Source organism: Siphonobacter sp. (assembly GCF_048595215.1).
GTDB lineage: Bacteria > Bacteroidota > Bacteroidia > Cytophagales > Spirosomataceae > Siphonobacter.
On the sequence record NZ_JBMDWJ010000191.1, the window covers coordinates 1 to 15643 of the forward strand.

Genomic DNA, 15643 nt, shown 5'->3' on the forward strand with positions numbered 1-15643 from the left:
AGTTAGGTACGCGTTAGGCAATAGGCGACTTTCAGGCATACCAGATGCTAGGGATAGGTACCTGTAAAGCCAATAAATAAACTAAGAAATCAGGATTGAAGGAATAGGTTTGGATGAGGTGTGCAACCGTCTCACAAGGTACTACTTTCTTTACAATTTTCTGAGGGAAAACATTCGCTCGAATCCTTAAATTTTCATTTATCTTCTTTTCTGTCGTAAATGGGATTCGTTTGCATCCATTTTCATCGATTTCTAATAATTTCTTAATATTCTGGCCTTTTAGTAGGGGTACTAAATCATGGATAAAAAAAGACGCCCGTTCTTAGAGAACCGGCGTCTTTTCAACTTAGGAATTTCTAGAATTTAGTAATCCGGGCGGCACGTATAGTTCACCCGTCGTGGCGTCGATCAAACCATTTTTTTCATCCTCAATATTGGTCGCTTGTGTATATACGTCACCCGAAATAGAACGCTTTCGAAGTTCTTCTTTAAAGAGTCGAATCTGCTCAGCCCGCTGCTCATTGTCCTGAGGACCACCATAATCCGCAAACCCAAAACCGCCCCATTCACTCACAATCAGCGGTACCTGCTTGCGAAAAAAGAAGGGATCGCCCACCACCAGCGGAAAAGCCGCCACCCGGTCCAGATTTCCGGCCACGAGTTCATCGAGCTGCTGCTTCCAGCGTTCCAGCTCGTTGGCGTAGATGTGGGCGGTCATCAAATCTGACTTCAACCGACCCTCAAAGGAGATGTGTCGCCAGCCGTCGTTGTCTACCACCAGAAACTGCGGATACGCGATTTGCATAAAGTGGTACATATCCATAATGTACTGCCGCGTTTCGGGATTGGTCGCAATGTCCTGAGCCCCCCAGTCTTCATTATACAAACTCCAAATCACTACCGACGGGTGCGTCGCAATCAGAGCCAGCATCCGCATGAGCTCTTCCCGGTGGTTGGCCCGGCTTTCCGGACTGGAACGGTGCGGGCTCGGTACCTCCACCCACAACAGCAGCCCCATGCGGTCGGCCAGTTTATAAATGCGGGGATCAACTCCGGCAATGTGAATACGTACCAGATTACAGCCCAGTTCCTTCATCGCGTACATGTGCTGTTTGATCTCTTCGTAAGTAGCTGCCCCGGGCTGGTACAGAATACCATCCAGGTAAACGGGTTCGTGGTTAAGATACAGGCGGGAGCCGCGGGCTTCGAATTTGCGTAGACCAAACAGTGTTTCAATGGTGGCCGCATAACCGTTCGCGTCAACCAGCTCCGCTTCGAGCCGATACTGGTAGGGCGATTCGGGCGACCAGTACTGAGCACTGGGAATGGCCAGTACCAGTCGCTGATTCTTCTGCCCGGCTTCGAGTACCAGCGTAAATTCATCCTCGGCAACGGGCGGTGTATCGGGTGTTTTATCAAAGACTTTCAGGCGAATCCGGTACGTACCCGGATCATGAATACGGGTAGTGACGGTAAACCGAACCAGATTATCTTCAATGATACTAACGACGCCCACGCGGGAACGCAGCCGATTTCGTTCGACGGTTTCCAGCCAGACGCTCCGTACCGGTCCCGTATAGGTTTGGTACCAGATGCCGCCCCGCTTGTACACGTAAGATTCCTGCTTGCCCCGTGGAATATCGGCGTTCATGGTACTGACAATACGTACCGTAAGGCGGTTGCTGGGTCGCAGGATTTTTTCTTCCAGCTCGTACGAAAACGAGGTATATTCCCCAATATGTTTAGCTTCTCCTTCAATCGTCACCAACGGAAAGCCATTCAGCCACACCTGCGTTTCGTAGCCGCAGGCTCCAAAGGTGAGTTGCAGAAGCGAGTTTTCTTTTTCACCGATCGATACCGGCCATTCAAAATCCCGTTCGTACCAAACTACCACCTGATCCCGCCAGCCTTTCTGTTCCCGCTTACCCTGGGCTAAATGGGCTTCCACACTGCCGGGCCACTGGGCTTCGTCCTCGTAGGGATGATGGACATACCAGTTTTCCTGCAAACCTTTATCTTCCAGATCCAGGGCAAATCGCCAGGTGCCATCCAGCAGAATAAAATCGTTGGGGCGTATAACGGCTCGCGGCAGGGGGCTTACAAACGTGTCTTCTGCGAGGTCTTCTTCTTTACATTTGGCTAATCCGTAGTTCGGATGCCCGGTCCCATGATCCAGCTCCATCGTTAAAAAGAGTTATGTACGTACTACTGACAGCAAGCCCGAAACAAACTGTGCCACTAGTCGTCTCTCGTTAATGGGCTCCGTCGATTGTATCCCGCTTTTCCTTGGTAAGCAGGGGTTTGTAGGTCACATTCGTAATTTTCAGAACCACCGGATTGGGCCACTGATTATTGGTATACAGCCGCTGCCCGTTGACGGCACTCACCGCCAAACCAAATGCCGTGGGTTGTACCGATAGACTGGCGTCGAAACCCTGCCGGTACTCCACCAGCTCACTGGCGTAACCCAGCACCTGTACCTTCGTTTGAGCAGTACCTTCCAGCGAGTGAAAAATAAAGTCTTTCCGCTCGCCGTACTTCCATTCTTTTCCGCCGGGCACGAATACGTATACGGCGTTCGCTTCTTTCGCTTTCGTAAACCAGTACTGCCCCTCCCGAATCAGCGGCCAGGGTCGAATGCCCGCTACGCTTTCCTGATTGACCAATTGCCACAGGGCGACTTCGCGTAATAAAGCTTCCTGCTCAATCTGGATTTCGCCATTGGGTTTGGGGCCTACGTTAAGCAGCAGATTGCCACCCTTGGCCCGGGTTTCGATAAGCATGTTGATAATCTCGGTACCCGATTTGTGGGGATCGTTAGTGGGTTTGTACTGCCAGTCGGTACCCATCGTAAAGCAGGCTTCCCAGGGGCCGGGAATGGGCTGGTCGGGCAACGTCTGCTCGGGCGTATTCATCTGCCCGCGGGTCACGACTACGTTTGGTTGTAATTGCCAGGCGTATTCCTTCAATCCTTCCGCCGGACCGTCGAAAAAGAGCACGTCAATGGTACCGTAGTTGGTCAGTAGTTCTTTGAGCTGTCGTTTGTCGTAAGCCATCAATTCGGTGTTGTTGGCTGGGTAGTGCTGCGGGTGTTGCAAACGACCAATAGGGATTTGATGCTGGTACAGGAAATAAAAATCTTCGGGCGAAAAATACAGCCCAATGGCAATCCCCTGCTTCCGAAACGCCTCAATCACTTCTTTGAGAATATCCCGTTTAAACGGCGTCTGCATGACCTGGAATTTCGTCGTTTGTGTATTCCACATACAAAAACCCGAATGGTGTTTGGCCGTAAAGACTACGTATTTCATGCCCGCGAGTTTCGCCAGTACGGCCCATTCCTCGGGGTCGAATTTTTTAGGGTTGAAGGTTTTTGGTAATTCAGTGGTAAACCGCTGGAGGTAATCGTTAGAAGCCCCAGCCATGGAATGACTGATCACGGCTCCGACCTGCGAATCCAGGCTCCAGTGAATAAACATACCAAAGCCCAGATCCATGAACCAGGCTTCGCGTTCGGGTTTATTGCTCGTTTGCTGGGCTGCGGCTATCGCAGCCCATAGGACTAGAGGAAGCAGGAAAATCGTTTTTTTCATGGATTCAGGGAATGAGTTCGCCCACCAGTAAGAGTTGTCCGGCGTAACAGGCGTTTTCTTCGTACCGACGCGGTTCATCGATGGTTTCATTGCGGACCTTGAGAATCTTGGCCTTATCCAGTTGTTCGCCGGAAACCCGGAACCGGAAGGTATGCTCCTTTTGCGGATCGATGGGCAGTACAAAAAAGTTGGAGCGGTAATACGTACAATACGCATCGAAGCGGTCAATTTTCTGCTGATAATCTGAATCAAGTTCCAGCACGTATTGACCGCAACCGGGTCCCATGACGTCGTACAAGCCGCAGGCCTGCCCTTTCATGCGTACTTCCAGGTAATCGCCGGGTTGGGTGGATTTCAGCAAACGGGGAAAACGGTTTTTCATTAATCGAGCCACCGTATCCGTTTCGGGCGTCAGTACCTGCCAGTTTCCCTGATGTTTGAGCTGCTCCAAAGGGACCATCCGGGCCGCTTCCCAGTGATCTGCGACGTAGGGTTTGGGGATGCCGTGAGCCTTCAGCGTAGATTGTTGCGAGGAAAGTTGTTGTAAAGCCTCATCCAGTGCTTCCGCATACAGAGCGTGACCGGTTTCGGCGTAAGGATGTACATTGTCCGGTGAAAAGACGATTTTATTGGGATATTCTTCACGTTTCCCTTTGAAAAGTAACGTTCCTTCTTTCGCTAGAGCCGCCACTTTTAGACCCATACACACACTCGGCACGCCATAATGCTCGGCAATCTGTTCCATGGCCAGTGCGGAAGGCGGTAGTTTACCCCGCTGGAAATACGGAGCCAGATCGGCCGTGATTGTGTACACGAAACAAATATCGATCTGCGGATTTTGCCGCCAGATTTTCCGTACGATCCCTTCCATCGCCCGGTAAATCTGTTCGGGCTTTTTACCGTTGTCGTTCACAGCAAATTCCACGAAGACCAGATCGGGTTTTTGATCCAGTACCTGTGGCTGCACCCGAAACACACCTAAATCTGAACCCGTACCGCCCACGCCCGCATTGATGCCCGAAAATTGAGCCTTGGGATAGCGTTTCTGTAAGCCTTGTACCGACTGCTCCCGCCAGCCTTTCCCCGCTTCGGTGATACTGCCGCCTAGGTAACCGATCGTCAGGTTTTTTCCGGTTTTAATTTTCTGAAAAAAGAAGGGCAATCCCTGCCGCGATCGGAGTAAACGGGCATTTCCCAGTGAATCAGATTGGGCCCCGACGAATCCCGGCAGGAAAAGACAAAAGAATAGCAGGTAACGCTTCATGCACTTGACTTTCGTTTATACGCCTAAACCTACGGAAGCGGCGAATGTTTCGTCGCCGCTTCCGGGGTCATTTAGTACCCTTCGTTTTGAGTGAGTTTGGGGTTATACTGACGTTCGGACAAAGGCAGGGGGAATAAAGTTTGGTAGGCCTGTACCTGCACCACACTACCGCCGCTGTTCACAAACAAGCCGTTATTCGGAACCTGAGCCGTAGAGGGAATCTGAGCGTACTTGGCGTAAAAGGCATTCAGTACGGGCAACAGGCGATTCGTTCGTACTAGATCAAACCAGCGGTGTCCTTCGTAACTGAGTTCCAGGCGACGTTCGTTTTCCAGAGCCAATCGTAGCTGAGCCTGACTCTGATCGGTTAAAGGCGACAGTCCGGCCCGGGTCCGAACGGCATTCAGATACGGCAGGGCCTCCGTGGCTTGTCCCCCTTCGTTCAGGGCCTCCGCATACATCAGCAGTACATCGGCGTACCGCAGTACAATCCAGTCGTTGTCGCCATCATTTCGGGCAAAGGGAGCCCCGTTGACGATGTACTTACGGGTATAATAATCGGACGTAGCGGCACTGTTTCCTTTCGTGTAATAACCGACGGATACCGCCTTCCGCCGATCCCCTTCGGGAAAAGCATTGGCCAGATCCTGCCGGATCATGGGTCCACCCGACAAGCCCACCCGGATAATGTCCGTACCCGAGTACGTCGGCAGAAAATTACTGGCAAAGCCACTCCCCAGACTCACGCCCCCGGACAGATACCGTACCGCAAACAGAATTTCCTTGTTCATTTCATTGGCCGTCGAGAATACGTTGTCGTAATTCGTTTCCAGCGTATGCACGCTCGCCAGATTTCCTGCTGTCGGAGTGCCCGGAATCAGCTCACCCAGTACGGCGGCGGCCTGCTGGTACTGGCCCTGCGTCAGCAGTACTTTTCCCAGCAATCCCTTGGCCGCCGTACGGGTGGCCCGGCCCAGATCAGCCGCTGGATAGGTACTGGGTAATCCGGCAGCAGCTTCGCGTAAATCTTTGGTAATCTGAGCGTATACTTCGGTGGCTGGGGTGCGACCATAGTCGTAGGCTTTCTGATAATTGTCGCCCAGATCTTCCGTCACCAGCGGTACCGCTCCCCAGATGCGTACCAGATTGAAGTAATTCAAGGCCCGGATGAATTTCATTTCGGCCAGGTACCGATTCCGAAGCGTCGTATCCATCGCTACCGTTCCGGCCCGAGCCAGTACGGTGTTTGCCCGACTGATGCAGCGGTACGAATCCGTCCACATGGTTTGCAGGTTGGGGTTATTTTCTTCCACGTTAAAAATGGAAAAGAAATACCGGGCATTGGCTGAAACGGGTTCGTAGGCGTTGTCACTCGCCATCTCCCCGAATATGAAATAGCTGTTGTTGTAAATGGGCTGCAACTGACTGTACACGCCCGTCACGGCGGCGGATACGTTGGTAGCCGTGCTAAAGAGTTGATCCGTAGGAATTTTGGTGGGGTCCGTTAATTCCAGGAAGCTTTGCTGACAGGAGACTAAAAAACCCGAGACCAGCAGAAGTATAAGCAAAAGTCGTTTCATACGATTGAATTTCTTAGGATTAAAAACCCAGATTGAGACCAACGGTGATGGTACGAGCCAACGGATAAGAAGCCGAATCGTAGCCGTAGGTTGGAGCCGTGGTATTGCCGTTGTCGTTGGCTTCGGGGTTGTAGCCGATGTACTTGGTGAACGTGTAAAGGTTCTGACCGCTCACGTAAAGGCGAGCCTGCTCGAATTTCCAGCGTTTTACGACTTCCGAGGGCAAACTGTAGCCGAACGAAACCGTACGGATTCGTAAGAACGAAGCATCGTAGACATAGCGACTAGACGGGTTGTTGGCTCCGCCTGACGCGGTATTGGTAGCCCGGGGTTGCCAGCCATTGCCGGGGTCACTCGGCGAACGCCAGCGGTTGGCGACATCGGTGATGGTATTGGCATTACCATTGAAGAAATAACCCGACCGCAACCATTGAGCCCAGATTTTATTCCCCTGTGAACCTTGCAGAATAATGTTTAGGTCGAAACCCTTCCAGCTCAGCGTATTCGTAAGTCCGTACGTGAATTTGGGTAGCGGATTGCCAAGGTAGGTCAAATCCGAGGCGTTGATTTTGCCGTCGCCGTTTACGTCTTCGTACTTGATATCTCCCGGTTTGGAACCACCACTGGCCCAAGTTGCTCCCGCATCCACTTCCGACTGATCGCGGAATACGCCAATCTGCCGGTAGCCGTAAAATTCACCCAGCGGCATCCCCGGAATCACGATGGCGTAATTGGTGAAACCACCCGCACTATAGTAAATGGGTTTATCCGTTACCAGCGACACGACGCGATTCTGGTTGAAGGAAATATTACCGTTGGTCGTCCAGTTGAGGTCTCCGCTGCTCACGTTGCGGGATGTAATCGAGAGTTCCAGCCCCTTGTTTTCAATCTTACCGATGTTTTCCAGCACTGACCCGGCGATTCCCACGATTGCCGGAACGTTTCGGTTATTGAGCAGTCCCGTTGTAAGGCGTTGATAGACGTCGGCAGTTAAAGAGATCCGGTCTTTCCACAGGCCCAGTTCCAGTCCCAGATCGGTTTGCTGGTTGGTTTCCCAGGTCAGGCCCGCGTTGGCAATGTTGGTCGCCGCAGAGCCGTACACCCGATTCCCCGCTCCCGATCCGAAGGCGTAGTTCGCCTGCGTCGCGTAGCTTTGCGAGGCGTAATTGCCAATGTTGTTATTACCCGTCAGACCATAACTTCCGCGAATTTTCAGATCGCTGATGATCGCTATGGATTTCATGAAGTTCTCTTCCGACAATCGCCAGGCTGCCGATACCGAGGGGAAGGTAGCATAGCGGTTGTTCGCCCCAAACCGGGAGGAACCATCCCGCCGAATGGCCGCCGACAGCAGGTATTTATCCTTGTAGCTGTAGTTAACCCGCCCCAACCAGGAAACCAGATTGTTTTTGGAATACGAATTGGTCGCCGTCGTGGTACCCGCCCCACTGATGTTCGTAATCAGATCGTTGACAAAACTGCCGTTCACGCCCGTAATCACATTGCCCGAACCCACCGCAGATTGAGCGGTATACCCCGCCAAAAGATCGAAGGAATGATCCGCTCCAATGGTTTTGCGGTAGTGCAGGGTGTTCTCCCAGAGCCAGTTAGAGCTGGTATTCAACCGCTTGGCCGCCGCAATGTTATTCACCAAAGGATTACTGATGTTAGCCGTTGGAGCCGTATTGGAAGGCATGGTCGCGGGCACGAACTGATTTCGGGTATCGGTATTGTATTCAACACCAAAACTGGTTTTGACGCTTAAATCCGGAATAATCTCCCATTCGACGAAAGAGTTGGCCAGAAACCGGGGACTACTCCCCCGATCCCGGTACTGATCGAACTGTACCGTTGGTCCGCGGAAGTTGGGCGAAATGGAATTGGCTCCCTGCGTCAACGGATAATTGTTCGTATTGGCGTAATCGCCGTTAGCCAGGCGTTCGGGAAACAGCGAAGGCATCACCAGAGCCGCCGAAATCGGATCAGTACCGACGGCAATGACGGAAGCGTCGTTTGTTCCGGCAACAGTCTGGTACTTCGTGTTGGTTAGCGAAGGAGCCAGTACGACTCCCGCCCGTACGCGTTTCGAAAGCTGGGCTTCCAGATTGGCCCGTAGCGTAAATCGCTCAAATTCGGTGGCTTTAAGAATTCCTTCCTGTTTCAGATAGGAGCCCGACACGTGGTAGCGAATTTTCTCACTGCCACCCGAAGCCGACAATTCCTGCTGGGTCATCAAAGCCTGCCGATAGATGGCATCCTGCCAGTCCGTTTGGGGCAGATCGGCGGGTGGGTTGTCGTAAAACGCGTAATACTTGAGTCCCGCATTCACCGCCGATTCCTTCGAGAAGTCAATGAACTGGGCGTTGTTCATCAGCGAAATTTTCCGAGCAATGTTTTGTACCCCGACGAAGGTGTTAAAGTTGATCCGCGTTTTGCCGGGCGTACCGCGTTTGGTCGTGACCAGAATCACGCCGTTGCCGCCCCGCGACCCGTAAATGGCCGCGGCGGCGGCATCTTTCAATACTTCGATGGATTGGATATCACCGGGATTGATCTGGTTAAAATTGTCGGCACCCGCCAGCGGATAGCCATCGACTACGTACAGGGGACTGTTGCCGGCCCCGAGCGAACCCACGCCCCGAATCCGGATGACGGGAGCCGCTCCCGGCTGCCCACCCGTCTGGGCAATGTTCACGCCCGACACCTGAGCCGCCAGAGCCTGGGCCGGATTGGCTACCGGAATATCTTTCAGTTGTTTGGACGAAACGGAACTCACCGCCGTGGACAAGGCCTTGCGACTCTGTTCACCGTACCCGACAACAACGACTTCGTTCAGGGCTTGGGCATCGGCTACCATGGCTACCTCAATGGAGGTGCGACTACCTACGACGATTTCCTGTTTTACGTAGCCAATCGAAGAAAAAATCAGCGTACCGTCCGTAGTCGTTATCCGAAGGGTATACCGTCCTTCGGCGTCCGTTGAGGTACCTATGGACGTCCCCTTCAGTAGTACATTGACGCCGGGTAAGCCTTGTGCACCTTCGGCCGTTACCCGCCCCGAAAGTGTTCGTTCCTGAGCCCATCCCGCCAGAGGTAAGGTCAGTAAAAGAGAAAAGTATACTAATAAACGCATACAAAAAATAGATTTAGATGAATGGAGCAACCCGTCTTTAAGGCTTTCCCGCTCTTGAAAACCCTGCATGTAATGGATCATAATTTATCCTAGAAAAATGCAATAAAAGACGGGGTAAAGTACGCACCAGAGGCGGGGAACCCAGGGATGGAGATGTTGCAAAAGCCAGCTGAAATGTTGCGTATTGCGTGAGTAGGAGCCTTTTCTGCCAATTATTTCCGTAGGAAAGCGGATTTACAAACAAAATCGTCCACCGGGGCGGGTGGACGATGGTACGTTAGTTTTTCTGTCGGGCGATTTGCTCCTGCAGGTACTCCGTGGGAGCTTTTCCGAACTGTTTGCGGAAGGACTTACTAAACGAGGAAGGATTCTTGAAACCTACCTCGTAGGTAATTTCAGCAATGCTGTATTTACGTTCCAGCAAGAGTTGCATGGCGTGTTTTAGCCGGATGAAATAAATGAATTCCAGGGGAGTCTGCCCGGTCAGGGCTTTCAGTTTTCGGAAGAGGTTACTGCGACTCATGCACACGCATTCGCCGAGTTCTTCCACGCTAAATTCTTCATTACTCAGATTCTGTTCGATGGACTGAATGACTTTTTGCAGAAAGGCCTCGTCGAGCGGATTGCGGGTCAGATCTTTCGGAATGATCTCGTCAGCCGACTGGTACTTCCGAATGAGTTGCTGGCGATTTTCAATGAGCGTCTGCACCCGGAGGCGTAACAAATCGGGGTGAAAGGGTTTGGCGACGTAATCATCCGCCCCAACGCCAATACCTTCCATTTCGCTCTCCACGCGGGCCCGGGCCGTGAGCAGAATCAGGGGTACGTGGCAGGTATCGAGGTTACTTTTCAGATTTCGGCATAACTCCAGCCCATCCATCACGGGCATCATCACATCACTGATGATCGCCTGCGGTTCGCGTTGCTGTACGCGGGCCAGTGCCTCCTGGCCATTCAGGGCCCGAGTAATGCGATAGTGATCCTGGAAAAGCAGGCTCAGAAAATCGAGTACTTCGTCGTTATCATCCACCAGTAACAATTCGGGTTTCTCGTCTTCGGGCATTCCCGGCCAGCGAATGGCTCCGACTTCGCTCTGTACCAGCGGTTCGGTCCGAAGGTGAAGCGGTTGCGTTTCCGACAGGGCGTTTTGCAGGGGCAGCCACACGGTAAATTCCGTCTGTACGTTCGGTTCACTGGTTACGGTAATCCGGCCCCCGTGCAGTTCAATCAGGCTTTTCACCAGCGATAAACCCACACCCGACCCTTCGCGGTTGGGGTCCGATTGGTAAAAGCGTTCGAAGAGGTGACTTTGCTGTTCGGGAGTCAGTCCACTTCCCGTATCCTGTACCCGCAGGCATACCCAATCCGGTTCGGGTAGGAGCAGATCCAGGCGTACTTGTCCACCCGTCGGGGTAAACTTAAAGGCGTTGGATAAGAGGTTATTCAGTACTTTTTCCAGCTGAACGGGGTCTATGTCCAATCGGATTTCGGAGGTTGGAGCCGTCAGTTCAAAGGAAATCTGCCGACGTTCGGCCAGCGGTACAAAATTCTGGTACATTTCCTGTACCCAGTCCACCAGATTCAACGTCCGTTTGTGAAGCTGTACTTTGCCCTGTTCCAGCTTCTGGAACGTCATCAGTTCCTCAATGAGTTGCAGTAGTTTACGGCTGTTTCGCTGTAGTAACTGTACTTTTTCGCGGACCTTACCCCGTACTTCCGAGCTGTTCATCAGCTCTTCAATCGGCCCCGCCATGAGGGTAAGTGGCGTCCGGAATTCGTGCGAAATGTCTGTAAAGAAACGAAGTTTGAGCTGGTGCAGATTCTTAAGTTGTTCTTTTTCAATCTGTTCCAACGCCAGGGCATCCCGCTGCCGGGCTTGTAGTAGCAGATAACGGATGAAGATGAGGAGTAGCACGTGAAAAAGCACAATGTAACCCGTAATGGCCCACCAGGTTTTCCAGGGTGGCGGTAGTATCTGGAAGGTAAGGGCCGCCGGTTTGGCACTCCATTCACCGAAGCTGTTCGCGGCTTTTACGCGAAAGGTATAGGTTCCGGCACTCAGGTTGGTATACGTGGCCGAACGATGCTGGGCATCGACCGGAATCCAGGCCTGATCAAAGCCTTCCATCTGATAAACGTAGGTCGTTCCCTCCGGATTCGCCACATCCAGAGCCGCAAAATCAACACTGAACACGTTGTTTTTGTAATGCAGCGTAAGGGTCTGCGTTTCGCTCAGGGACTGCCGCAGTACGGTATCGCCCTGACTTACCTGACCGATTCCGACACTTTCATTGAAAAGTTTGAAGTCCGTGAAGACAACGGTAGGCAATGAAACCCGGTGCTGAAGCTGGCGTGGATCAAACCGGAGAAACCCATTCGTCAGTCCGTACAGCAACTGGCTCTCGTTCAACCGACTCATGACATTATAGCTAAACCGCTGGTTGGGCAGGTACGTCTGAAAACGCCCCGAAACGGGTTGAAATCGCATCAGCCCTTTAATCGTACTGATCCAGAGAAAGCCCTGGGTATCGGGTACAATTCCATTTACCGAGGGGTGTAGCAGGCCCTGCTTTTCGGAATAGGTTTTGACCTGATAGGCTCCTTTCGGATCGGCTGTGATTTGGTGTAAACCCGATTCAGAGCCCGCCCAGATCACCTGTTTAGGGAATTCAACGAGTGCATAAATGGCACTTCCCAACGAATGGTTGGCGTCTTTGATCCACTCAAAAACGCCGGTTTTGGGATTGTACCGTCCCAATCCGCTGTTATCGAAACCAATCCAGAGCACACCTGCCTGATCTTCCAGTAAAGAGCGAATAAATTCCGTATCGCTAGTACCCAGACGAATACGGCTCTTTTTCCCATCGGGCGTTCGTTGGTACAGACCGTGGTTGGTCCCTAACCAGATGTTCTTTTGTGAATCTTCGAGGAACGAAAAAACGGCGGATCCTTCCAGTTCGGCGTGTATTTGCTGACTCGCCGTCATTCGCACCGCCCCACCAAGCGTACCGATCCAAAGGTCACCGCTGGAGGCCCGTAACAAGGCCCGGTGTTCATTCCAGAACGAGGATTGACTTTCCAGCCGGAACCGCTCCGTTGCACCATTCAGTAGATTATAGCGGTACAGTCCGGATTTGCCCATCCCCAACCAAACCGTTGCCCCTGGCCCCGCCGCAATGCTACGCACCTGATCTTCAGCAGCACCGGAGGGAAACGTATAGGATTGAAAAGGCAGCCCACTTAAATCGAGCGTACTGATCTGTTGCTCGGTACCGCACCAGAGTCGTTGCGTTCGGTCCAGAAAGAGGCGATACACCAAATTATTGCTCAGACTCTGCGGATTGCTGGGGTTGGTTCGGTACCAACGGAGCCGGACTTGTGGTGAATCGAGGGCTTCGAGTCGAGCTAGTCCTCGATCCGTACCCAGCCAAAAAGCTCCATCGGGTGATTTACAGAGGTCAAAAATCTGCGTCTGGGCCAGCGTCTGTCCTGAAAAGTGATGCAGAGGCTCCGCTTTTCCGTAGCTGTTGCGTTCGGGCTGGTAGGGCAGTCGCCAGAGGCCATCACCACCCGTGGCCAGATACAAATGCCGCTGATCTTCCAGCAACGACCAGTAATGATCGCCGTAGGCGTTAGGTTTTACACTCAGGGGATAAAAGGTGTAGGTTCCGCTGGAGGCGTGGTAGCGAACCGGCCCTTCGGCAGTTGCAATCCAGAGGTAATCGCCCTGCGAGCGGATCATTTTTCGAATGGGCCGATTCAGCGGCTCGGTTCGAAGCGTTCGAAACTGCTGCGTTTTCGGGCTCCATACGGCCAGTCCCTGCGGCGTGCCTACCCACACCCGATCTTGCGAATCGACCAGCAAGGCGTTAATCTGATTGCAAAAAAGCGACGTCGAGTCTTTGGGATTATTTCGGAAATTCTGGAAGGTTTCCGTACGCGGATCGAAGCGGCTCAGTCCTTCGCGGGTACCAATCCAGAGCCGCCCCTGGCTGTCTTCACAGATATCGTAAATCCAGTTTCCGGCGATCGCATCCTTGTTTTTATAGAATTTCCGGAAACGATAGCCATCATACTGAGCCAGTCCATTCATGGTACCGATCCAGAGAAACCCCTTTCGATCCTGGAAAAACGACCGCACCCGATTATCAGGCAGGCCGTCAGTACTTCCGTAGCGTTTAAACATGAGGTCTTCCTGCAAAGCTTTCTCGGGACTGATGGAAAGCCGGGGCTGAGCCGTACTAACGGTAAATCCGATTATAAACGCCAGCAGAGGCAGAAGACTTTTCATGCGAGTGTAAGTAAGCTTTTAGTACCCCTAATAAGGCACCTTATTTCTTACTATACTCTTAATTTTTAGCGAAAAGTTTATAAAAATACTTTTAACAAATAAATTAGCAGACCAAGCACCCCGGCATAACTAAGAAAAAGAATCAGCAACGTTTTAAAATTTCTGGATCTCACGGACGACTGCGTTTGTGTACAATAGCGTAAAAGTGTGGTCAGAAACGGAATCACTCTGTTGGAGATGCGTCAATCCTCCCACCAGAGGTTGCAAGGGGTGTTGAATCAACCCATATGCCAAGAAAATTTACCTTCACTTCTCGTTTCCGTCAGGAAATGCGGATTTTCTATGCTCTCTCACTTCGTATAAAATTCTGCTTCAATCCGCTTTTGTAAAACGAACTATGGCGATTTATCCATTCCCATATCATTCCATCGTGCTACCTGATTTAAAATAATATTTTATTTTTCCTTGCTTAGTTAATTTATTCATTGTTCTTTTACACCATACTTAATAATTTTATTTATTAAGTTTATTAAACATACTTAATCAGACTAAGATTAAGCTTTTACTTAAGCAAGCTATTACATGAAGCCATCGCAATACCAGCAACTGTATCAGGATGAATTACTAACGAGTGTTATTCCGTTCTGGCTCGAAAAGTCGGGTGATGAAACGTACGGGGGGTATTTCACCTGTCTCGATACGGAAGGAACCGTTTTTGATACAGACAAATTTGTCTGGCTTCAGGGCCGCCAGGTGTGGTGTTTCGCCATGCTCTACAATCAGGTAGAGCAAAAACAGGAATGGTTAGACTTTGCCATTCAGGGAGCAGAGTTCTTGAAAAAGCACGGTCGTGATGAAGACGGAAATTGGTATTTTTCATTAACTCAGCAGGGTGATCCCCTTATTCAACCCTACAATATCTTCTCGGATTGTTTCGCCGCCATGGCTTTCGGGCAATTGCACTTGGCTACGGGGAATCCCGAATACGCTACCATCGCTCAGGAAACGTTCGCCAACATTTTGCAGCGACAGTCCAATCCGAAGGGACTCTACAATAAGGCATTTCCAGGCACCCGGCCATTGAAAAACTTTGCCTTACCCATGATTCTTACCAATCTGGTGCTGCAACTGGAGCATCTGATTGAACCATCGGTACTGGAAGAAACCATTGACGCGGGTATCCACGCCGTGATGGAAGAATTCTACCGCCCCGAGCTGGGTCTGATTTTGGAAAACATTACCCTCGAAGGTGAGTTTTCGGATAGCTTTGAAGGTCGCCTGATCAATCCCGGTCATGGGCTGGAGTCGATGTGGTTCATCATGGATCTGGCCGAACGACGGGGCGATCAGGCCCTGATTCGCAAGGCTACGGACCTGACGCTTTCGTTGCTGGAATACGGCTGGGATGAGCAGTACGGGGGGATTTTCTACTTCCTGGACGTAAAAGGTCAGCCGCCTTTGCAGCTCGAATGGGACCAGAAACTCTGGTGGGTTCACATCGAAACGCTCATCAGCTTGCTGAAAGGCTATCTGCACACGGGCGATGAACGCTGCTGGGAATGGTTTGAAAAAGTACATGCCTACACCTGGTCACATTTCCCCGATCCCACGCACGGCGAATGGTTCGGGTATTTGAATCGGCAGGGAGACGTACTTTTGCCCCTGAAAGGCGGCAAATGGAAAGGCTGCTTCCACATTCCCCGTGGCTTGTACCAATGTTGGAAAACGCTGGAAGCGATTGCTCAGAAAAAGTCCGCTACGCCGCTTTTACAAGACTAAACC

At 51.6% G+C, this 15643-nt stretch carries 7 protein-coding genes; 1 reads left to right on the plus strand and 6 read right to left on the minus strand.

Going from position 1 to position 15643, the window contains the following annotated elements:
• Nucleotides 1-346 precede the first annotated feature (346 nt).
• The 6 genes from ACOJTG_RS11280 to ACOJTG_RS11305 all read right to left on the minus strand — a co-directional run bounded on the left by ACOJTG_RS11280 (nucleotide 347) and on the right by ACOJTG_RS11305 (nucleotide 13861).
• The gene (locus ACOJTG_RS11280; protein ID WP_420153897.1) at nucleotides 347-2182 is read right to left on the minus strand and encodes a glycoside hydrolase family 2 protein; all 1836 of its coding nucleotides are present in this window, start codon (nucleotides 2180-2182) and stop codon (nucleotides 347-349) included.
• 70 nt (nucleotides 2183-2252) lie between these two features.
• Nucleotides 2253-3593, minus strand: coding sequence for an alpha-L-fucosidase (locus ACOJTG_RS11285; protein WP_420153898.1), 1341 nt, complete (start codon nucleotides 3591-3593; stop codon nucleotides 2253-2255).
• Nucleotides 3594-3597: 4 nt separating this feature from the next.
• Nucleotides 3598-4857 carry an SGNH/GDSL hydrolase family protein gene (locus ACOJTG_RS11290; protein WP_420153899.1) on the minus strand — a complete coding sequence of 420 codons (1260 nt, stop codon included), beginning with the start codon at nucleotides 4855-4857 and terminating at the stop codon, nucleotides 3598-3600.
• A 71-nt stretch (nucleotides 4858-4928) separates the two neighbouring features.
• Nucleotides 4929-6437, minus strand: coding sequence for a RagB/SusD family nutrient uptake outer membrane protein (locus tag ACOJTG_RS11295; RefSeq protein ID WP_420153900.1), 1509 nt, complete (start codon nucleotides 6435-6437; stop codon nucleotides 4929-4931).
• A gap of 19 nt (nucleotides 6438-6456) precedes the next feature.
• Nucleotides 6457-9570, minus strand: coding sequence for a SusC/RagA family TonB-linked outer membrane protein (locus ACOJTG_RS11300; RefSeq protein ID WP_420153901.1), 3114 nt, complete (start codon nucleotides 9568-9570; stop codon nucleotides 6457-6459).
• Nucleotides 9571-9847: 277 nt separating this feature from the next.
• Nucleotides 9848-13861, minus strand: a complete 4014-nt coding sequence (locus ACOJTG_RS11305) for a two-component regulator propeller domain-containing protein (protein ID WP_420153902.1) — start codon at nucleotides 13859-13861, stop codon at nucleotides 9848-9850.
• A 582-nt stretch (nucleotides 13862-14443) separates the two neighbouring features.
• Here ACOJTG_RS11305 and ACOJTG_RS11310 point away from each other — a divergent pair.
• On the plus strand, nucleotides 14444-15640 hold the full coding sequence (locus tag ACOJTG_RS11310) for an AGE family epimerase/isomerase (protein WP_420153903.1): 1197 nt from the start codon (nucleotides 14444-14446) through the stop codon (nucleotides 15638-15640).
• Nucleotides 15641-15643: the final 3 nt, after the last annotated feature.